The following is a 20,558-nucleotide window of genomic DNA, read 5'->3' as shown; positions in this document are numbered from 1 at the left end:
CAGATGCAGAAGCACAATCGTTACAAAATGAATTTGCTCAAGAGGATATTAGCTTTTCAGAAAGTATTTTACCCGATTATTTATCTCACCTTGAACAAGAGGATAAGGAATAAATGCGAGGCGATATTTATCTAGCTGATTTGAATCCGAGTCGTGGTTCAGAACAAGCTGGTATTCGACCTGTTATTATTGTCCAACATAACAATATTGATCGCTTCACTAGCACTGTTTTTGTATAGCGTTTTTCAGTCTGCTGAGGTACAAAAGTTATGGATTTTAGGCAAAAGGCAAGAGGCAAAAGTCAAAAGGGAAGAAAAATATGTGTACCTCACTAGCTTAGGAAACGCTATAATTCCATTAACCAGTAATTTACGTCACGCACAAATCCCCGGAACAATGGTTATTCCCGCAGGACAAGGAGGCTTAAATCAGGAATCAGTAGCCTTATGTTATCAAATTGTTATTATTGATAGACAACGACTTCAACGACAGTTGGGGACACTTTCTTCTAGTTATTTACAGCAATTGGAAGAAGCGATGCGATACACATTAGATTTAACATAAAACACTAATAATATGAATGTTTAATTAGTCTAATTTTCTTTCTGGAAAACTTGAACTTTAAGTCTCCTGGTACTTAGTACACTCGAGGCAGATTCAACCCTGAAGCATAAACTAAAACCATCCAAATTTTCAGAAAAAGAAACCACAAAAGTGGGCTAAATTGTTTCTAAAATACCATAAATTCCCCTTTATTTAGTCAATTGAGTAGGGGCATTTATATCATATTTTTATGTTATCTTGAGGGTATTTATACCGCTTTGCAAAAGGCAAAAGTCTTATACCACAAGCTTTTCATGTTCCTAATTTTTACAATCCAAATCAATCATTAATGCTACCAGTATAAAATAATTAAAAAATAAGTCCACATCCCTATAACTTTGACAACTTTACTCTTCTGGAATAAACTGATAAACCAAACGATGCTGACAGAACAAATTAAACCTTTAGCCAAGCAAAAATATCCACTGCTGATATTGACCAACGTTCTAAACCTTTAATCACTGCTAAAGGCTCATTATTTCCTTCAGTTGCAATATGTACTTTCGGTAATCCTGTTTGAAAAACGGTGACTGACTTTGCTGAAGGATCAATCAACCAACCTAATTCTGTTCCTTGTTGTAAACAGAAAATAATCTTTTCCATCCCTAAGGTAACAGATTGTTCAGGAGACATAATTTCAATAATCCAATCGGGATAACGTAAAAATTGATCGGCCATTTCTTCATCTAGATCTCTTGGCAAATTCTCCCAACGAATCACCGCAATATCTGGCACAATTGAACGTTCTGCAAAAGTACAACGCAATTCAGGTAGAGCATAAGCTAATTTTTGAGGTTTAGTCTGTTGATTAATGGCAGAGGCTAACTCAAATTGTAAGATGCTGTGTTTTCCTTTGGGCATAGGTTTTTGAGTGACAATTCCATGATAATATTCCCTAGCAGGCTTAGTTTCTGGAAGGGCAAGAAATACTTCGAGGGAAAGAGCTTGTTTATCTTCTATTGTGGCAAACATTAATTGATTTCTCCGCTCTTGAGTTGTTTTCTATTATAAGCTCCTGACTCCTTACTCTCAGGACAATTTTTGATTTTTGCCATAAGTCCAATCTAAAAATACGGGTTTTTCTTTAAGCTCTAGCACGAAAAATTTGATTAGCCGTGAGGTTTAACTCTGGAAAAACCCCTGAAATAAGACGTTGATCCTGTTTAAATAAATTACCTTGATATTCTCCATCGATTAATTGATAGATAGAAATGGTGGGTTCTTTGGGGCTGCCGATATATCGGGCCGAACCTTTGGCTAAATAATCGATAATCCAATATTCGGCAATTCCTAATTGTTCGTAGTCGTCGAATTTTTTCAGATAATCATCTCGCCAATTGGAACTGACAATTTCAATAATTAATTTAGCTGATGTTGCCAGAGAAATTGAGGAAGCGGTTTCCCAATAGGGATCGTTAACTAGATTTTCTCTGTCTAAGACAATAATATCGGGTAGATAACCTGTATGGGGGCGAAGGGGTTTTACTGCCGCAGTATTGGGGATAAAATAGGGCAATTGCTGCCGATTTATCTCTAAGAATAGGGTTCCAGAAACAAATCCGCCAATTTCTTCGTGTTTTCCGATCGGTCGCATCATGGGCAATAATTTTCCTGCGATTAATTCGTATTGTTGTCCATCATCGGGATATTGATTAATATAGTCATCAAAAGTCAACAATTGGGGGATAGTTTGGGTTGTGGTCATGGCAGTTAGGGGGAATAAGAGAGATGATTTTTCTAGATTCTAACTCGATTAACGACGTTGCCACCAAGTCAATCCAGCTAGGGTAAATCCTACTAAAGGCATCACTACCATCGCTATCCAAAAAATAGCGTTAGCTTGCAGGGGATTTAAATTAATTCTTCTATTTTCTGGTTCCTTGGCCCGGATAGATAAGGTGGCTGTTTCACCACTGGCTAACCACTGCACAGAATTTAAAAATATATCTCCGTTTAACTGTTGTTCAAACAGTCCATCGCTGGCAAAGCTGGCATTACCAATCACGATTAATTTACCTTTTTTTCCCGTCAGAGCAACTCCTAGATCAAAGGGGCCAGCTAAATCTTTTTCAGGGTTAAACTGGAGATTCTGATCATTTAAATCACTCTCAGCCCACATTTTATCATTAGTAATCATTAAAGATACGGCTTCAATTCCTTCGATGGGGACGGTAGCGATGGGACGAGCAAAGGGAAAGATAGAAATACCGTTAGCAAAATCCCGGGTAATGGGATGATTACCGTAATTGGTAATAATGGGACTAGCCGGACCTAAACCGATGATTTCCCCAGCACCGGAAGCATCAATAATAATCCGATTATCCAGTTTCACACCCCAAGGGGTTAATAAGGGTTCTAATCCGGTTTCGGTTTGAGGGTCAATCATTAATAAAATTTTGCCCCCTTGCTCAAGATAGTTTTTTAACGCGGTGACTTCCTGGGGAAATATTTTTCTTTTGGGACTGGCAATAATAATGACATCGGCATTATTGGGAATGGTGGAACGTTCCACTAGATTAAGTGGTTTTACTTGATAACCTTTTGCTTCTAAACTATTGACTGCTTGCACTAATCCACCTTGAGGCTCTTTGATGGCATTTTCTCCATGACCTTGCAGAAAGTAAGCGGTTAAAGTGCGATCGGTTTTAGCGGTTTCGATGGCGTTACTCAGTTTCGCTTCCGTGAGACTTTCCTCTTCACTAATAGTTTTCAGAGGCTGTTTTTTGTCACCATACTGTAGATAGACTCTGGACAAATTATCATCGGCTAGTTTTTTGAATTCCTGAGCGATATTGGGTTTTTTCTCCGGGTTAACTATCTCGTACTGAAATTGGGGATTTTTGCGTTGATAATTGGCTAAAAGTTCCTGTTCGTTGCCACTGATTCCCCGGGTTGAAAAAATCCAGACTTTGATTGGTTTTGACAGATTGGTTAATAGTCTTTCGGTTTGGGGGGATAAACTAAAGATTTGGTTTTCGGTTAAATCAACTCGATAGGGATAACGGAGGGCGAGAAAGTTAATTAAACCGATAACACCGAGGAAAATAATAGTAGTAATGAGGGTTTGAGTGCCAGTGCGGGTACTTCTTTTTTGCCAAAAGTCTTTGGAAGTGATTACTAATAACAACAGCCACCCTAGAAACAGAATAGCCCCGGCAATTAATAACCCCAGAGAGAGGGATGACCATTGACCGGAGATTAACCCCACGGTTAAGCCGGCACTAGCCAGAAAGAGGGCGGGTATATAGAGAAATTTACCGTATTTTTGCCAGGATCTCATAGTTAGTTTCTTTGATAACGGTCTGCTTCGATAGCTTGAGTAGTTAGGAAGATTCCCAGCAGAATATAACTGAGGAGGATGACTAAACTACTACTGTCAAAAATTCCCCGCACGAAATTGTTAAAGGGTTGATACCAAGATAGATGGGAGAGCAATTCTTTCAAGAAAAATCCGATCTGTTCTCCCACTTCTCCTCCAATGCGATCTCGAAAGAAGGTTTCGGCATTGTTAGCAATTACATCCAGTATCCAGATAAATAAGATGGTGATAAAGGTGATGATGTAAGCAAGAATAGAACTATTGGTGAGGGAAGAAATAAACATCCCGATGGCTAGGATGGCCGCTGCCAGTAAAATTAATCCTAGATGAGCTAGTAAAATACTGGCTATATTCACCGGGGGAACTGCGCTACTAAAAACTACTATTTCGTAAATCCAGAGGGGGGTAATCATCACGGTAAAAAAGGCCAGCACTCCCAATAATTTACCGATGGCTATACTCCAATTAGTCAGGGGGGAAGTGGCTAAAAGTTCTAGGGTTCCCTGTTTTTTTTCCTCTGCGTATAATCCCATAGACAGGGCCGGCAAAATTACCAACAATAAGGAGGATAAGATAATGCCGATGAAAGTGGTCAGAAATTCAGATACCGTATCTCTGGCTACCAGAAATCCCGATTGTTCCTGAATACCAATATCGAGAATAATGCCGTAGAGAAGGGAGTTAAAGAAAAATCCCGCTACTAACCAAAATATCCCCATAATGATATAGGCATTGGCGGCGGTAAAATAGCTTTGAAATTCCTTGCGAAAAATCGCCCAGATATTATTGATCATGCCTCTCCTCTTGGTGATTACTTTCCCCGCTGCCGATTACTTCCAGAAAGATATCTTCTAGGGTTTTACGCGTGCGACGCATTTCTAATAGGTTATAACCATTGTTGACAACTATTCTAGCAAGTTCTGCCCCTAGGTTTGTCCCCGCTTGACCAACAATTTTGAGCAGGTTATCGCCGACTTTTGCTGCTTGCTCGACTTGCGGCAGTTGTTGAAGGATTTCTAGCAGGGAATCCCTATCACCTTCGATCTCAATTTCATAACTGGAACCAGCAGGGGTAGCGGTAGTAATATTATTGGCTACGATGCGACCCCGATTAATAATTGTCGCTCGATCGCAGGTAATACTCACTTCTGGTAAAATATGAGTGGAGAGAATAATTGTATGTTCTCCCGCTAAACTTTTAATCAGATTTCTTACCTCGATAATCTGTTTCGGATCCAATCCTACTGTCGGTTCATCTAAAATAATTACCGGTGGATCGTGTACAATCGCTTGGGCAATTCCCACACGCTGTTTATAACCCTTGGATAACTTGCGGATAATAACTTTTCTTTTTTCTAGTAACTGACATTTGCCTAAAACTAAATCTACCCGCGCTTTTCTATCCCCCGATGAGATGCCTTTAATCCGTGCCACAAAATCAAGAAAACCTTCCACGGTCATCTCTGGATACAAGGGGGGATTTTCAGGAAGATAACCAATGCGACGACGCACTTCTAAGGATTGTTGATGCACGTCGTATCCTGCTATCCTTGCTGTTCCTGTCGTGGCAGGAATATACCCAGATAAAATCCTCATAGTTGTGGTTTTTCCCGCTCCATTCGGTCCCAAGAAACCGAGTATTTCTCCTTTTTCTACGGTAAAATCCACGTCACTAATTGCCGTGGTCGAACCATAAATTTTACTCAGATGTTCCACTTCAATCATAAGCTTTATCAGTTATCAGTTATCAGATGTGAGTTTTCAGTCAATAGTGTTAAGTGACAAGTTCGGAGCTTTCTTTTAACTGATTACTGCTCACTGATAACTGATTTTTCCCAGACTATGATCCTGATTAATTTCTACCACTAGATGCGCTTGTTTGAGCAGGGGGGGCAGAAATAATTGCGGATGTAAACTTTTCCAAAAATACTTGACAAATTCCTCGATTTCTGATGGTGTCATACCTCCTTTTGTTTCGGCCGCCTGTCGCCATTGTAAACTGTAACGGTAGTCAAGGGGATAAAGAATCAGTAAGCGATCGATTTTTGACCACAGGGGTAGATATTCTCGCAATCTTTGATTATTATCCCTGGCGAATTGTCGGTCTTCCTCGCTATTAATCGGATCGGGGGCATGATCAAAGACTGTTTCTTCTACTGGATTCATGCCCACAAACCAACCCTCGAAAAAAAGAATATCAACTCGTTCCACTTGTTCCGGTGCAATTCTATCTCCTTGTCCTCGATGCAGGGACTTGTCAAAACGCGGGATTAAAATCGGACTTTCTTGCTGACAAACCTGTTCTAAAACTTTAATTCCTAATGCTATATCATGAGTACCAGGTGGACCACGCCAGCGCAATCTTTTATCCTTTTGACGCAATTTTATTCGCTCATTATAGGTCTTATAAATATCATCTAAAGAGAGATTATTTACTTTTAAATCAAAATAGGCTAAAATAATCGACATTATGGATGTTAGAGTGGTCTTTCCCGTGCCTTGGGGAGCCAAAATGCCTTGAATCAACGGTTTTGCGTGGCTGCGTAGCTCTAGCGCCCAAGGAATCCACAAGCGCCAACAGCTGATCAAAATCTGATTTGGCTGATTTATCCCTAACTCCTGACATTTTTGCCAGACTCGCGGCCAGAGAATCGTTAATAGTTCCGCCCTTTCCTGTAGGATGAGAGTGTTAGTCTCCCTAAAACTTAAGGATTCGATCTCTAGTAAATCTTCCAGATCCGCCTGACTTAAGGGATTTTCGTCGATTAATCCCTGTAAAATCATCAAAATCTTCATAGCTGTTATATCAGAATTAGGAAAAAAACTGTCCTAATGATTCAGGGGTAATTATCTAGGGTTAGCCACCCATACTAGGAGATTAATCCCGCTCAAGATTTTTTTGAGAGTGTTTTTTAGGGTTATTTGCCCAAAAATGAAGGGTTTGCAGGCAGGCACGGATTCCCATTATATATGTAAGTATATGTCAAGTTCCGTTTTTGGTCAAGGGGTTTGGTCAAAAATCTCTAGCTTTGTCTCCAGTTTCTCAATCGGTTAGACTAAGCATTATTAACATTACTTAACAAAACACCAGATGAATACAGCTGCTCTGACAATCAGGCAAAATTGGCAATGGCAAGGACATTCGATAAACTATATGCAAGCGGGTACTAGAGTCGCAGGAAAACCCCCTTTACTATTAGTCCACGGTTTTGGCGCTTCCACCGACCATTGGCGAAAAAATGTGCAAGGTTTGGCCTCAGAATGGGAAGTATGGGCGATCGATCTGTTAGGATTTGGTAGATCAGCTAAACCGGATCTTGTCTATAGTGGCAATCTTTGGCAGCAACAATTAAACGATTTTATCAAGGAAGTTGTGGGCCAACCGACGGTTTTAGCGGGTAATTCTCTGGGGGGTTACGCTTCTCTCTGTGTGGCTGCTAATCACTCTGAGAATGTTCGGGGATTAATTCTCCTCAATAGCGCCGGTCCCTTTAGCGATACAGAAAACAATCGTCAGCCTAATTTAGCACAAAAATTACTGCGATCGATCTTGCTGCAACCCCAAGCCAGTTATCTCTTATTTCTCTATACCCGTCAACCCAAAACTATCCGTAAAACCCTAGAGAAAGTATATCTCGATCGCAGTGCCATTACCGAGCAGTTAATAGAAGATATCCGTCGTCCTTCCCTGGATGCGGGAGCAGCCAAAGTTTTTGCTTCTGTGTTTAAATCTCCCCGGGGGGAAAATGTGGATATTCTCCTGCAAAAGTTAAGTTGTCCCCTGTTGATGTTATGGGGTGAGGGAGACCCTTGGATGAATACTAGGGAACGCGGGGCCAAATTCCGTCAATACTATCCTTCTCTCACAGAATATTATCTAACTGCCGGTCATTGTCCCCACGATGAAATTCCCACAGAGGTTAACCAGTTGATTAGTGATTGGATGAAAAGCTTATAGAACCGATTTGGTATCTTTTATAATGTAGATGCTAGGCTGAAAAGGTGAAGCGAAAACCTTGTCCATTATTAGGTTGCAGGGAAGAGAGTCTGTAGCCTATTTAACGGCAATAAGTACCTAAGCAAAATTAATTACACATATCTAACCGCCTCTTGCCTCTTGCCTTTCTTCACTAGGAAATTTATTTTGCACGACTACTTACTGGCTCTTCGTTACTTGTTATGGTTCGATAGGGGGGCATAAATTGACTAAATCCTTCTCTGGCAAAAGACTTAATTGATGAGTTCGCTCTAGATAAAAAACAATTGACAAAAATCGCCAAATGCCTTTCTAAATAAGGGTTTCATCCCTTATAACCCCCGTCCATTGCATAACACAAACCGAAGAACCACATTTCTTGAGCAGAGGTGAAGCGATCGCGGGGGTGGAAACGGACAGCGCGATCGATAACGGCGGCTAAATTCGAGGGTCGGTGGGGCGCATCTTTTCGCCAGAGGATTTCACCGGTGTTGGGGTCGCTGGTGAGAGCTTGAGGAGTTTTGCCCGTCAGCAGGAAAATTGCGGTTAGACCCAAGCTGTAGAGGTCGCTGGAGCGAACTGGATGGCCAGCTGCTTGTTCTGATGCCATGTAGCCAGGAGTTCCCAATGGGACTGTTTTATTGCCGCCATTGATATTGTTCACCTCTTTGAAAATACCAAAATCAATGAGAACCGGTTTACCGTCGCTGGCCCGCAGGATGATATTGTCGGGTTTGATGTCCCGGTGGATGATTCCTCGGCCGTGGATGTAGTCGAGGACGGGTAGGAGTTCTCGCAAAATTTTTTCTACTTCCGCTTCCGAGAGGTTGCCTTCTCGTTGGTGTTTTTGACTGAGGGTGATCCCTTCAATCCATTCTTGGACGAAGAAGAAATTTTCCCCTTCTGAAAAGTACTCGTAAAGTTGGGGAATTTGTCGGTTATTTCGCCCTAATTCTTCTAAAATAGCGGCTTCTCGCTGGAAACGTTTTTCAAACCAACCGGGAGTTGGTGCTGTGTTAGTTGTATCATCTGGCTTTAGTTGCTTGATTACACATTTACGGCGGGAGGGCATACGAGTATCGATCGCGAGGAAAGTTTCGCCAAAACCGCCTCTACCTAGTTGTTCCAAGATTTCATAGCGATTGTTTAGCATTTAATAGCGACTCTCTAATAGGAATGCTGTTATTTTAAAATGGATAAACTTCGTGGGGGTGATTTTTTTTCAACCCTCGCTGCCCGCTGCCCTTGAGCTATTGGTTAGATTAGCAAAAATGGTAAGTAGCTGGTTATAATTAAATTGAAGATAGATTTTGGGTTTGATCCCCCCTGCCCTCCTTGATAAGGGGGGCATTTGATAATTTTTAACGCCTACGTACTTAATTAAGTCCAGAAAACAAAAACTATCAAAAAGTCCCTCCTATCTCCTGCTGTCAACCCATTGATTAGGATTTTTCTTAGCCAAAAACTTTTTTGGCAGCGATCAAAGATTTTAGGCAAGGATGTGGAACGCTTCAGCTGATTTGGTGTAACAGAAAATTGCTGTAGATTTTACAATCTAAGACTTTAATTAGATAGTCAACAACTTACCCCGTCATAAAATTAGGGGGTTTTAAACTCGAATTTTTGATAACCTGAGATGCCTCGATACGGAAAGACTTCACCCCCAAACCTCCCCACTACCCCCTAGCTTTTACCTAGGGATAAAAAAACAAATAGAACAGACAAAAAGCCTGTTCTATTTCTTAGGAGAAAAAAACTTAAACGGTCATGATATCTTTTTCTTTTGTCGTTAATAAATCCTCGATTTTGGCGATAAATTTATCGGTGGATTTCTGGACTTGATCCTGTAAATCCCTGGATTCATCCTCAGAAATTTCGTGACTTTTTTCCTGTTTACGGATAGCATCGATCGCATCCCGACGAATATTGCGGACAGCTACCTTTCCTTCTTCGGCCAATTTCGCCGCTAATTTGACCAATTCCTTGCGGCGATCGCTAGTGAGGGGAGGGATATTCAAACGAATGGTCTGACCGTCATTACTGGGGGTTAAACCCACGTCCGAGAGAGAAATCGCCTTTTCGATCGCCCCCATACTGCTACGATCGAAGGGTTGAATGGCGATCGTGGTTGCGTCGGGAGTGCTAATAGTGGCCAGGGACTTGAGGGGAGTTTCCATGCCATAATACTCCACCACGATTCGATCTAAAAGAGAAGCATTTGCGCGGCCGGTACGAATCGTATTAAAACCTCTCTGGGTTGATTCGACGGTTTTCTGCATATGGTCTTGAACTTCAGCTAACTTCACAGAATCCTCCTACCAATGTTCCAACGGGTTCACCTTTGACAGCGCGAACAATATTACCTGCTACCGACAGATCGAAAACGACTATCGGAATATTATTTTCCTTGCACAGAGCGATCGCCGTTCCGTCCATCACCCGCAGATCATGGGTCAGCACATGACCGTAGGTGAGACTTTGAAAGCGTCGCGCGTTAGGGTTGTGAGAGGGATCGGAATCATAAACCCCATCCACTTTCGTCGCTTTAAACACCACTTCCGCATCGATTTCGGCAGCGCGTAGGGCTGCCGTGGTATCGGTGGTAAAGAAAGGATTACCCGATCCCGCACCGAAAACCACCACCCGACCTTTTTCCAGATGACGGATGGCCCGCCGGCGGATGTAGGGTTCAGCTAATTCCTGCATCGCAATCGCCGTTAATACCCTGGTCGGTACTTGCGCTCGTTCTAGGGCATCCTGCAAGGTCATAGCGTTCATGACTGTTGCTATCATACCAATATAATCGGCCGTGGCCCGATCCATGCCAGCCGAGGCGGCTTTCACCCCCCGAAAAATATTGCCCCCACCGACCACGATCGCCAATTGGATGCCTTGGTCAACCACTTCGGAGATTTCCTGAGCGATAGCGGAAACCACCATCGGGTCGATCCCATAGCCGAGATTGCCCATCAGGGCCTCCCCACTCAGTTTTAATAATACCCGCTTGTACGCCATGCCCTTACTACCACTCGCTAAAACAAGATCTAGATAATTTTTGTCTCCCCATAAGATAGCAGGTTTTGGCCTTGATTTAAGTTGACCAGTCCACTCTCCCCCAGGGCCAACAAGTTAAGATTAGTAAATCTTTTCGTTGGGAAATTAGTATTTAGTGATACCTTTGTTATTAAGGGAAGCTTAGTTTTATAGAGAATTAATAACCGTGGTCAGCGATCGATTACTATTGGTTAACAAAAACAATCAAAAGGCCGCTAACATCGATACCTTTGATTGGGTCTATGGGTTTCAGGATGGAACTCGTCTGATGGGCAAGGTTTGCGGTTACTTAGATCCCGATAGTAATCGTCTTCTCGATCCCGAAAACTGCATCGCTATCTACCAGAATGCCCAGGGACAAGTCCTTAGTCGTTGGCAAGGTGGAGATTTTATCGCTTTTGAACTAACCACCACTGGGGAAGATCTCCTGATCGTGGCTTCTAATGATAATTGTGTCAGTAATAGTCTCTGTTTGGTTTCGGGCATTAGTCGCAGCTGCGCCCAAGTTAGCGATGAAGGAAAATCCCTCGTCCGGGAGGTTTTTCAATACCCTGCTTGGTCTTTGCAAGACGATAATAGCAGTTCTAAGCCGGCTTTCAGTTGGAATTGTTCCGTATCTCCCTTTTTCCCCTTTGTTTCCCTGCGTTTTAATCTTCAGTCCACCAGCAGCAAAAAATTCTATCGTTGGACGGTTTCTCCCTGTTTTCCCTTTTGTCCCCTCTTAGAAGTGGGAGAATCCCTTGCCTAATTAGCTTTTTCACTACGATAGTTCTAGAAGATTTCAACACATCAGGAATGGTTAAAACCGTAAGCTATCCCGTGCTATATCAGACTTAGGATGGCGTTCTTTTCGAGATATGCTATCGGCTAAATCCGCTTAATATGGTCGGGATTTTCGCTTAATTTCTCGATGGCAACCAACAAAGCGAAAAGTCTGACCGTTGCTGTGGACATAGGGTCCAAAAAGCCTTAAATGTCCCTAGAGATGTTAGAGCAGTTATCTTAATAGTGAGGTACGAAGTTTTCCGGCTCTCTTATTCTTTGTGTGATCTCGCGTAGCGAGCGCGTTGCGACCAGTTTAACTTACTAGAAAAGCGATCAATCTTTGTGTCCTCTGTGTCTGGAGTGGTTCCTTCCACCCCCTCGCTAGGAGGAATGTATCTTAGAATACATTTTACCCACCAAATCCAAGAGAGCCATAATTCATAATTCCTTTCCAAAATGCCTTCGCCAGAATCTGCTCCGTTACTATCACAACTGCAAAAAAAAGTCAATAGTTTAGATGTACCATTTTATGCGCCAGGGCATAAGCAGGGGGAAGGAATCGGGGAAGATTTAAGTAATTTACTAGGAAAAAGCGTCTTTAAAGCCGATTTACCCGAATTACCCGACCTGGATAATTTGTTTGCCCCGACGGGAGTGATTAAAGAAGCGCAAATTTTAGCAGCCGAGACATTTGGGGCAGATAAAAGCTGGTTTTTAGTCAATGGTTCCAGTTGTGGCATTATTGCGGCGATTTTAGCCACTTGCGGCGAGGGAGATAAAATTATTTTAGCGAGAAATATTCATAAATCGGCAATTTCGGGCTTAATTCTCTCCGGAGCGCAGCCTATCTTTATCAATCCCGAATATAATCCCACTATCGATCTAAATTTAAATATAACCCCCCAATCCCTCGCAAATGCCCTGAAACTTCATCCCGACGCAAAAGCGGTAATGGTAGTCTCTCCCACCTATCAAGGGGTTTGCTGTGACTTAAAAACTATCGCCCAGATTACCAATCATTATTCCATCCCGCTGCTCGTTGATGAGGCTCACGGGGCCCATTTTGCCTTTCATCCCGATTTACCTCCGGCTGCCCTCTCTCTCGGTGCTGATATGGCTATTCAGTCCACCCATAAGGTTTTAGGGGCTTTAACTCAAGCATCGATGTTACACTTAAAAAGCGATCGCATTAGTTCCGAAAAAGTCGATCGAGCCTTACAATTAGTTCAAACCACTAGCCCTAGTTATCTACTTCTCGCCTCCCTTGATAGTGCTAGAAAGCAAATGGCGATGCAAGGACTAGATTTACTGACCAAAACCCTCGATTTAGCCGCTACTGCCCGAAAAGAACTCGATAAAATTCCTAATATCTCTGTTTTAGACTTTCCCCATTCTATCCCGGGTTGTCACTGGTTCGATCGCACTCGTTTAACGGTAATTGTCAAAGATTTTGGCTTAACTGGTTACGAAATAGACGATATTTTGCGAGAAAAATACGCTGTCACGGCAGAATTACCGACTTTAAGCCAACTTACTTTTATTATCTCCATCGGCAATCATCGCGAACACATTAATCGCCTCATTACTGCTTTTCAATCCCTTCAATCCCCTTCCTCTACCAGTTTACCCCTGACTCCTGCCCCAGTCACGGGAAATCTGGCTATTTCTCCTAGAAAGGCTTTTTTTGCCCCTACAGAGATAGTATCCCGGAAAAATGCCCTCGATCGTCTTAGTGCTGATCTTATCTGTCCCTATCCCCCCGGTATTCCCGTTTTGATGCCGGGAGAGTTAATTTCTCAGGAAGTCCTCGACTATCTGCAAACTATTTTAGACCTGGGTGGCACGATTACCGGCGGTAGTGATGATAATTTGGCAACTTTCAGGGTTTTAAAATAATCGCAAAATTATCTGATATATTAACCGGAAAAAGGCAGTAATAGCAATGGCTCCAATGGCTGCCATCACGGCAATGATAGCAATTTCAGGAAAACTTAGGCCGTTTTGCAGTTGCGGAATTAACAGGAAGGCGAGGGTAATTGCTGCTAGAATCGGTAAATCTTTTCCTTCAATCACTTTTTTAAATAATGCCAAAACTAAGCCACCTAAGATCATAAAGGCGATGACAATTCCTGCCGAGGGAACTAAACTATTTAAGGCAATTACTAATAATGTCCCCTCAAATCCTGTAAAGGCAGCATTAGCGAAAGTTTCCCCAAGAGAAAAGCGGGAAGTTTTTCTCATCACCGGAGAAGCTGGGGGAATTGGAGAGGGTGGAGGAGATGGGGGAGGAGGATTTAAAGCGGTTAAAACTTCTTCACAGGATTGAAATCTATCCCGGGGATTTGCTAGTAACATTTTATTGAATACTTGGGCTAAATCTGCACTGATATTAGGGGCATAATTTTGCCAATTCCAGATCTGTTTTTGCGGATCGTATAGCTCATCAGGATCGCGATTAGTTAAGAGTATAACACAGGTAGCTGCTAGGGCATATAAATCTGTGGATGCCGATACCTGATTGCCTAATTGTTGTTCGGGAGGAGCAAATCCAGCTGAATAAATTGTTGTGGATTTCTCTTGTGTATTACTAGGGTTATTAGTTGCCTGTTTTACTGCCCCAAAATCGAGTAAATAGAGACGGCCATTTTGGGATCGCATGATGTTAGATGGTTTTATATCCCGGTGAATGGAACCATTTTCATGGATAAATTTGAGGATAAGAAGTAATTCTTTGAGAATGTTTTTAACTTCACTTTCTTGAAAGGGTTTTTGTTGCTGTTGGAGAATTTCTTCTAAGTTTTTACCGTCGATATATTCCTGGGCCAGATAGAAAAATTGCTCTTCTTCTCCCGTTAATTGATTCTTGACTTTTAAAGGGAAAAAAGCATAGAGATCGGGGATTTGGGGATGTTCTCGGCCTAAATCTTCTAAAACGTGCGCTTCTTGAAAAAATAAATTTTTCGCTTTTTCTAAAGCTTGGGGACTTAAATTACCAGAGGGTTGGAATTGTTTGATTACACATTTAGCTTTTTTGGGACTATAACGATCTACTGCTAAAAATGCCGCCCCAAATCCCCCTTGTCCCAATAGACGTTCTGGTAAATAACGTCCCCCCAAAATTAATGGCATCCCGCAAGTAATACAATATTTCTGCTCGATCGAGGTTAAGCGATTGCTATCGTCTAGGTCTAGGCACTGATTACGCGGTCTCGGACAGTGGGGACGCGTGCAAATAACTTCCATAATCACCGTTTCCCGTGGTACTGCTCTTAGTTTAGCTACTACCGGCAATTCGGGTTAAAATTTTTATTCTTGAGAAAGATTTAAAAAGAGGGTTCGTAGGCCGACACGGATTCCCATTCTACTACAAGGTTAGCAAAAATTTTAGAGTTTGTCAAGTCTTTGGCCGAAAAAAATTCAGCCAGATAAGGGCGGTTATCAATCGGGTCACGCATATCAGCCAAGGCAAGGGTTCTGGCCGCGGCGTTTTGATGCGCTTGAAAATATTGCTTTTTTTTCCCAAAGGCAGTAAACTCAAATGTATCGTAAATGTATTTCAGATGAATTATGACTCTATATCTAGTAGAGGATGATCGACAAGAAAGGACAAAAGAAGAGGTGAGCGAGATATTGGAGCGCATTGCCACAGTCGCATCAAAATCCCAGGGAGAGTTAATCGAAGCCCTAATCGGTGAAACAGAGGGGCGGTTATTCCTGATTATCAAAGCGATTGATCGCGCCTCCCTCGAACAAGTACTAGAAAACGCTGGGCTAAGTTGGCAACTAATCAAGGAAATGCGCTTGATTGGGCAGGACTTAGCCACTGTGCGAGAGCACAAAGACAAAGCCAACTATCTAGTACAGTGGAATTTACCCCCGGGGCTAACGATGGAAACTTACCTGCAACGAAAAGCGGAGAAAACCCCCCTTTATGCTCAAGTGCCGGAAGTCAGTTTCGAGCGTACCTATGTTTGCGAAGACTTGAGTAAATGTCTCTGTTTCTACGATAGTCCCGATGAAGCGGCGGTAAAAAGAGCCAGAGAAGTGGTCGGCGCACCTATAGATAGTTTGACCTCGATTGAAAATATTCACCCCTAGGAGAGAACAATTATGCTCGATCGAGGCTCCGAAATCCTTTCTTTTCTGGAAGAAAGAGCCACTGACCTCAACAACGGTACAGCTAATCTCAACGTCGGTTCGGCCCTAACCAAGCTAGGAGAATCGGGCTGGTTCGGCTATGCTATACCTGAAAGCTTAGGAGGCCAGGGTGGCTCCTTACTACAGGCAGTAGAGGCGATCTCTTCTGTGTCCCAATGCTGCCTGACCACCGGTTTTGTTTTCTGGTGTCAGCGCGTCTTCATTCAATATCTGGCCGCCAGTAATAACACTTATCTACAAAACAAAATTCTACCTGCTGTTCTCAAGGGAGAGATAGCCGGAGCGACAGGACTCTCCAACGCGATGAAGTACCTCGGCGGGATCGAGGAGCTGCGTTTACAGGCAAAGATCGAGGGAGAAAACGTCACTGTTAATGGCTTCCTGCCCTGGGCCTCTAACCTCGACTCTAAGGGAGAATTTATAGTGGCCGTTGCCGCTCAAACTAGATCTGGACAAACTCTTATCCTCGCCCTTCCCTCCTTCGCAGAGGGGTTAAAACGGGGTGAAGACCTACAATTATTGGGTTTACAGGCTTCCCGCACCAGTACCCTTGAATTCGATCGAGTTCAGTTATCTCACGACTGGATTATCAGCTTGGAAGCAGCAAAATTTTTACCCTCAGTCCGCCCCTGTTTCTTGCTGTTACAATGCGGACTGGCCCTTGGCATTACGCGTAAATCCCTTGGGGAGACGGAGAAAAATTTAGGGGGAAAGGCCGCGGTAGCCAGCGATCGTTATTTCTTCGCCCGGGAGCGTCTGACTCGTCTAGAAAAGACAATCGAGCAATTCAGCACCCTAGAAAGCTTCGATCTCGGACGAACACGCCAACTATTCACCCTCAGAGTGGACATTACCCGGTTAGCGGTGGAATCCGTAGGGTTAGAAGCGGAAATTAAGGGAGGAAAAGGCTATTTCCGTAATAGCGACACGGCCCGACGGCTGCGCGAGGTCGCCTTTTTACCTGTGTTAACTCCGAGCCTGATTCAACTAGAAAGAGAATTACAACGTCAGTCCGCTACCGATAAAATTCTCACTGGCGAACTCGAGCGAGCGGGGGTGAGGGAATGAGTATCGCCACTGATTACCCCGTCCTCAATCTAAAAAATCTCCACAAACGCTATAAAACCCGCCATGGCTACCGTACCGTTTTTGAGGATATTAACCTACAGGTGCGCTCCGGTGAGGTAGTTTGTTTGCTCGGAGCCAGTGGTTGCGGTAAATCTACCCTCCTTGCTACCGCCGCTGGTTTGCAGAGTGCCGATGGCGGAGAAATACAATTGCACTCACGACCCTTACAAGCCCCAGACATCCGCAGCTCGATCGTCTTTCAATCCCCCGCCCTTTTACCTTGGTTAACCGTTTGGCAAAACGTGGCTTTTGGTTTGAAATTAAAGCGGATGCCCCGCCTCGATCATCAGCAATTACGCGAAAGGGTTCACACCGCCGTTAAAAGCGTCAAACTAGAGGGCTTCGAGCGTGCCTATCCTCATCAACTATCGGGCGGTATGGCTCAGAGAGTTTCTCTAGCCCGCGTCCTCGCCCGCCGCCCCTCTCTCCTCCTCCTGGATGAGCCGTTTAGCGCCCTCGACGCGATCACCCGTTTCGAGATGCAAAAACTCCTCCTAGAAGTCATAGCTCTCTATAACAGCACGGTTCTCCTCGTTACCCACGACATCGACGAGGCCCTATTAGTGGCCGATCGAGTTCTTCTCATGGGCCGTCATCCGGTGGGCATCCGCCGAGAATGGACCATCTCGATGCCGAAACCCCGTTTCGAGTCAGCCAAGCTTTTGAGTGATCTACGCCGGTCAATTTTTCAAGAATTAGCCCTTGTCATGACACTGTAAATCTATGAACCTACACCATAATTGTGCTTGTTGCGGCATGAGCCGTCGAGATTTCCTGAAACTTTCGGCACTGTTTACCAGTTCCTTCGGGGCAGCGATCGCCGCCGATAATTGGAATCTCCCCGTTAACGCCAATGCCAAAGATCAGCCTGTGAAAATCGGTTATCTACCGATTACGGATGCCGCCCCCCTATTGGTGGCCCACTCGCGAAAACTTTATCAAGCCGAAGGTTTAACTACAGAACAACCGCGCCTATTCCGCTCTTGGGCGCAGATTGTTGAGGCCTTTCTCGCTCGGCAGGTGAACGTTATTCATGTTCTTTTTCCCACCTCGATCTGGATTCGTTACGGGCGCAATTTCCCCGCTAAAATCGTCGCTTGGAACCATACCAATGGTTCAGCCCTCACCGTCCTTCCCGATATTGAAAATCCCAGGGAATTGGGAGGTAAAACGATCGCGGTTCCTTTCTGGTATTCGATTCATAATTTGGTCTTGCAACAACTCTTACAACGTAACGGGCTGAAAATAGTTCGCAAAGCCAAGGACGCGCGGATCGCGTCTAACGAGGTTAATCTAGTGGTTCTCCCGCCCCCGGATATGGTATCAGCCCTCGCCAATAAGAGCATCGGCGGTTATATCGTTGCTGAACCTTTCAACGCGGCGGCGGAAAATCTCAAAACCGGTAGGGTTCTCCGTTTCACCGGCGATGTCTGGAAGAATCACGCCTGTTGCGTCGTCTTTGTTCACGAGGAGGATATTAGGCAACGGAAACAATGGACGCAGAAGGTGGTAAACGCCCTCGTTAAAGCCCAACTCTGGTCCCGGAGCAATCGCTCCGAAGTGGCCCGGATTCTCTCTAAAGATGGTGGAAAATATACGCCTCACCCGCTGCCGGTATTGCAACGGGCGCTTACTTACTACGATCGCAATTTCTATAAAAAAGACGGGGCGATCGAGAATCCAGACTGGCAAGTCAACCGGATCGATTTCCAGCCCTATCCTTTCCCTTCCTATACCGAGGAACTGGTACGCTTGCTCAAAACCACTCAGGTGGAAGGAAATACGGATTTTCTCCAAAAACTGCAACCCCGACAGGTGGCGCGGGATCTCGTGGATGACTCTTTTGTCCGTAATGCCTTGCAACAGGTGGGCGGACCGAAAGCTTTCGGCTTACCGAATAATCTCTCCCGCATCGAGACGATCAAATTTTAAGGGTCCGAACCTATGAAGTCACAATCTTTGACCTCCCCGCCAAGAGCTTTACTACCCTTATGGGGTATCGGTTTTGGATTATTGCTCTGGTGGCTATTTACCAGTCCTCTATGGCACTCAAACCCGATTTTAAATGATTTTTCCCCTGAGCGATCTTTTGTCGCTTTATTACATCTTTTTGTTGGGGGGGAGATTATGCCCCATATCCTCACCAGTTGCCGCCGGGTTATTGTGGGCTTGGTTCTCGCTAGTGCCATCGGTGTGCCGTTGGGGGTATTAATCGGGTTGTATCGCTCCCTTGAATCGGCTTTGTCGGCCCTATTTCAATTTCTACGCATGATTTCGCCCCTTTCTTGGATGCCTTTAGCGGTGATGGTTTTGGGAATTGGTGATCTACCCGTGTATTTTTTGCTGACGGTGGCGGCCATCTGGCCGATCCTTCTCAATACGGCTGCTGGGGTTAATGCGGTTGATCGCTCTTGGTTGACTTTAGCCCACAGTCTCTGTGCTACCCGAGGGGAAACGGTTTTCCAGATTATTCTGCCTGCGATCCTTTCCCATCTCTTAACTGGTTTCCGTTTGGCTATCGGTATTATCTGGATCGTTCTTGTCCCGGCGGAAATGCTGGGGGTTAGTGCGGGTTTGGGTTATTATATTCTCGATACACGCGATCGACTCGCCTATTCAGAGTTGATGGCAGTGATTCTCGTTATTGGCGCGATTGGTTATCTGCTCGATTGGGGTTTGCGTCTGGCTCATCGCTCTTGGACGCATCAAGATTAGCCTCTTGGTTCGACTATGGGGGAAGTGGGAAGTGGGAAGTCTTGGCGCTTTTCCTTAGTTGAAAGAGCGGGCCAGACGACTAACCCCGGTGTGTAATAACTGTTCCAAGCTTTGGCGATCGCTGATGGCTTGAAGATTGATCACAAAACAGGTTAAACCCAGTCCAAAGAGGATAAAAGTGGGGGCCATAACCACACCAATCATCAACCAGGTGGCGACGTGGAGAAACATGGTGAGGGCGAACAACAAAGCTAGGGAAGCAATGGGGAAGATTTGACGGGTAGGACGACCGAAATAGAGAAAAAGAACCGTTAAAAGGGTGGTTACTAAGTTAGCGGGTACTAAAAAGGCACAAATCGAGACGCAATAGTTGCGGGAAAATTCAGCGAGGGTATTAAAATCTATCATTAATATTACTTTACAATTGCCTGAGTCTTAGTACTCTCGATTGTAGCGGAAAATTTACATGATCGGGATGAAGGTGACTAAAGGCTGTGGTGCAATAGATTTTCGAGAGGGAGCTAAAACGAGGATCGGGGTTAACCACAGAAACCAAAAACCTACCTAAAGCTTTTTAAAGCTACTCATTTCTGTAGCTAGATAGCTAAAATAAGTAACTTTGGCCACCGATAGATTTTAAGAACGTTATCAGGTATAATCAAGATATGAAGCTAGTTGAACGTCATATTATCAGTCAAAACCATCCCTTATGGTCAGAAATCGACCATTATGCCTTCTTGTCAAAAAATTTGTTCAATCTAGCTAACTACCATTATCGCCAATATTTCTTTGAAAACTCCCAAAAACTGAGTTTTAATCAACTCTATCATCTGGTATCTA

At 43.9% G+C, this 20,558-nt stretch carries 19 protein-coding genes and 4 pseudogenes; 12 read left to right on the top strand and 11 right to left on the bottom strand.

Annotated features, from left to right (window positions below; genetic code table 11):
* Window positions 1–113: 113 nt before the first annotated feature.
* The 3 genes and pseudogenes from EWV60_RS01960 to EWV60_RS01950 form a co-directional block, all read left to right on the top strand.
* A pseudogene (locus EWV60_RS01960) lies at window positions 114–234 on the top strand (type II toxin-antitoxin system PemK/MazF family toxin); the annotation flags it as partial.
* Window positions 232–564: a type II toxin-antitoxin system PemK/MazF family toxin gene (locus EWV60_RS01955; RefSeq protein ID WP_502705815.1), complete on the top strand. Its 333-nt coding sequence runs from the start codon at window positions 232–234 to the stop codon at window positions 562–564. The pseudogene EWV60_RS01960 and the gene EWV60_RS01955, both read left to right, overlap by 3 nt.
* 54 nt (window positions 565–618) lie before the next feature.
* Window positions 619–723 (top strand): annotated as a pseudogene (locus tag EWV60_RS01950) (PEP-CTERM sorting domain-containing protein); the annotation flags it as partial.
* 276 nt (window positions 724–999) lie between these two features.
* Here EWV60_RS01950 and EWV60_RS01945 read toward each other — a convergent pair.
* The 6 genes from EWV60_RS01945 to EWV60_RS01920 all read right to left on the bottom strand — a co-directional run bounded on the left by EWV60_RS01945 (window position 1,000) and on the right by EWV60_RS01920 (window position 6,718).
* Complete coding sequence (locus EWV60_RS01945) at window positions 1,000–1,575, bottom strand: Uma2 family endonuclease (protein ID WP_002733473.1); 576 nt, start codon at window positions 1,573–1,575, stop codon at window positions 1,000–1,002.
* A 112-nt stretch (window positions 1,576–1,687) separates the two neighbouring features.
* Window positions 1,688–2,308 (bottom strand): Uma2 family endonuclease, encoded by a 621-nt coding sequence (locus tag EWV60_RS01940; RefSeq protein WP_287230531.1) that lies wholly within the window; start codon window positions 2,306–2,308, stop codon window positions 1,688–1,690.
* 48 nt (window positions 2,309–2,356) lie between these two features.
* Entirely contained in the window at window positions 2,357–3,883 is a 1,527-nt protein-coding gene (locus tag EWV60_RS01935) for a GldG family protein (RefSeq protein WP_069475543.1), read from the bottom strand.
* A 2-nt stretch (window positions 3,884–3,885) separates the two neighbouring features.
* Entirely contained in the window at window positions 3,886–4,716 is an 831-nt protein-coding gene (locus EWV60_RS01930) for an ABC transporter permease (RefSeq protein WP_002775196.1), read from the bottom strand.
* Window positions 4,706–5,647, bottom strand: a complete 942-nt coding sequence (locus EWV60_RS01925; protein ID WP_002746691.1) for an ABC transporter ATP-binding protein — start codon at window positions 5,645–5,647, stop codon at window positions 4,706–4,708. The genes EWV60_RS01930 and EWV60_RS01925 overlap by 11 nt, the downstream gene beginning before the upstream one ends.
* Window positions 5,648–5,737: 90 nt before the next feature.
* Window positions 5,738–6,718, bottom strand: a complete 981-nt coding sequence (locus EWV60_RS01920) for an ABC transporter ATP-binding protein (RefSeq protein ID WP_287230526.1) — start codon at window positions 6,716–6,718, stop codon at window positions 5,738–5,740.
* A 295-nt stretch (window positions 6,719–7,013) separates the two neighbouring features.
* On the opposite strand from EWV60_RS01920, the gene EWV60_RS01915 reads away from it, so the two are divergent.
* Window positions 7,014–7,880 (top strand): alpha/beta fold hydrolase, encoded by an 867-nt coding sequence (locus EWV60_RS01915; protein WP_287230524.1) that lies wholly within the window; start codon window positions 7,014–7,016, stop codon window positions 7,878–7,880.
* A gap of 391 nt (window positions 7,881–8,271) precedes the next feature.
* Here the strand turns inward: EWV60_RS01915 and EWV60_RS01910 are convergent.
* From EWV60_RS01910 to pyrH, 3 genes and pseudogenes are all read right to left on the bottom strand, one after another.
* A pseudogene (locus EWV60_RS01910) lies at window positions 8,272–9,051 on the bottom strand (serine/threonine protein kinase); the annotation flags it as partial.
* Window positions 9,052–9,655: 604 nt separating this feature from the next.
* Complete coding sequence (frr, locus tag EWV60_RS01905) at window positions 9,656–10,177, bottom strand: ribosome recycling factor (RefSeq protein ID WP_472406392.1); 522 nt, start codon at window positions 10,175–10,177, stop codon at window positions 9,656–9,658.
* Window positions 10,178–10,190: 13 nt separating this feature from the next.
* The gene (pyrH, locus tag EWV60_RS01900) at window positions 10,191–10,913 is read right to left on the bottom strand and encodes a UMP kinase (protein ID WP_002732255.1); all 723 of its coding nucleotides are present in this window, start codon (window positions 10,911–10,913) and stop codon (window positions 10,191–10,193) included.
* Between the two features lie 205 nt (window positions 10,914–11,118).
* Between pyrH and EWV60_RS01895 the strand changes: the two genes are divergently transcribed.
* The 3 genes and pseudogenes from EWV60_RS01895 to EWV60_RS01885 all read left to right on the top strand — a co-directional run bounded on the left by EWV60_RS01895 (window position 11,119) and on the right by EWV60_RS01885 (window position 13,613).
* Entirely contained in the window at window positions 11,119–11,700 is a 582-nt protein-coding gene (locus tag EWV60_RS01895; RefSeq protein WP_287230520.1) for a hypothetical protein, read from the top strand.
* A 14-nt stretch (window positions 11,701–11,714) separates the two neighbouring features.
* Window positions 11,715–11,830: pseudogene (locus tag EWV60_RS01890) on the top strand (RNA-guided endonuclease TnpB family protein); the annotation flags it as partial.
* Window positions 11,831–12,173: 343 nt separating this feature from the next.
* Window positions 12,174–13,613: an aminotransferase class I/II-fold pyridoxal phosphate-dependent enzyme gene (locus EWV60_RS01885; RefSeq protein WP_287230518.1), complete on the top strand. Its 1,440-nt coding sequence runs from the start codon at window positions 12,174–12,176 to the stop codon at window positions 13,611–13,613.
* Here EWV60_RS01885 and EWV60_RS01880 read toward each other — a convergent pair.
* Complete coding sequence (locus tag EWV60_RS01880) at window positions 13,605–14,960, bottom strand: serine/threonine-protein kinase (RefSeq protein WP_287230516.1); 1,356 nt, start codon at window positions 14,958–14,960, stop codon at window positions 13,605–13,607. The two genes, EWV60_RS01885 and EWV60_RS01880, sit on opposite strands and share 9 nt — an antisense overlap.
* 324 nt (window positions 14,961–15,284) lie before the next feature.
* On the opposite strand from EWV60_RS01880, the gene EWV60_RS01875 reads away from it, so the two are divergent.
* The 5 genes from EWV60_RS01875 to EWV60_RS01855 are packed head-to-tail and all read left to right on the top strand — an operon-like array spanning window position 15,285 to window position 19,718.
* A complete protein-coding gene (locus EWV60_RS01875; RefSeq protein ID WP_016517031.1) occupies window positions 15,285–15,815 on the top strand; it encodes a DUF4242 domain-containing protein in 531 nt (176 codons plus the stop codon).
* A gap of 12 nt (window positions 15,816–15,827) precedes the next feature.
* The gene (locus tag EWV60_RS01870; RefSeq protein ID WP_287230513.1) at window positions 15,828–16,943 is read left to right on the top strand and encodes an acyl-CoA dehydrogenase family protein; all 1,116 of its coding nucleotides are present in this window, start codon (window positions 15,828–15,830) and stop codon (window positions 16,941–16,943) included.
* Window positions 16,940–17,722: an ABC transporter ATP-binding protein gene (locus EWV60_RS01865; protein ID WP_104395789.1), complete on the top strand. Its 783-nt coding sequence runs from the start codon at window positions 16,940–16,942 to the stop codon at window positions 17,720–17,722. Before EWV60_RS01870 ends, EWV60_RS01865 begins: the two co-directional genes overlap by 4 nt.
* A gap of 4 nt (window positions 17,723–17,726) precedes the next feature.
* Window positions 17,727–18,935, top strand: a complete 1,209-nt coding sequence (locus EWV60_RS01860) for an ABC transporter substrate-binding protein (RefSeq protein ID WP_287230510.1) — start codon at window positions 17,727–17,729, stop codon at window positions 18,933–18,935.
* A gap of 12 nt (window positions 18,936–18,947) precedes the next feature.
* Entirely contained in the window at window positions 18,948–19,718 is a 771-nt protein-coding gene (locus EWV60_RS01855) for an ABC transporter permease (protein WP_287230508.1), read from the top strand.
* A gap of 54 nt (window positions 19,719–19,772) precedes the next feature.
* Here EWV60_RS01855 and EWV60_RS01850 read toward each other — a convergent pair whose 3' ends face one another.
* Complete coding sequence (locus EWV60_RS01850; protein ID WP_024970609.1) at window positions 19,773–20,126, bottom strand: hypothetical protein; 354 nt, start codon at window positions 20,124–20,126, stop codon at window positions 19,773–19,775.
* Window positions 20,127–20,558 lie beyond the last annotated feature (432 nt).

The sequence above is a fragment of the Microcystis sp. Msp_OC_L_20101000_S702 genome (assembly GCF_007095705.1).
Taxonomy (GTDB): Bacteria; Cyanobacteriota; Cyanobacteriia; order Cyanobacteriales; family Microcystaceae; genus Microcystis; species Microcystis ichthyoblabe_A.
This window is presented reverse-complemented; position numbering and strand designations above follow the sequence as displayed.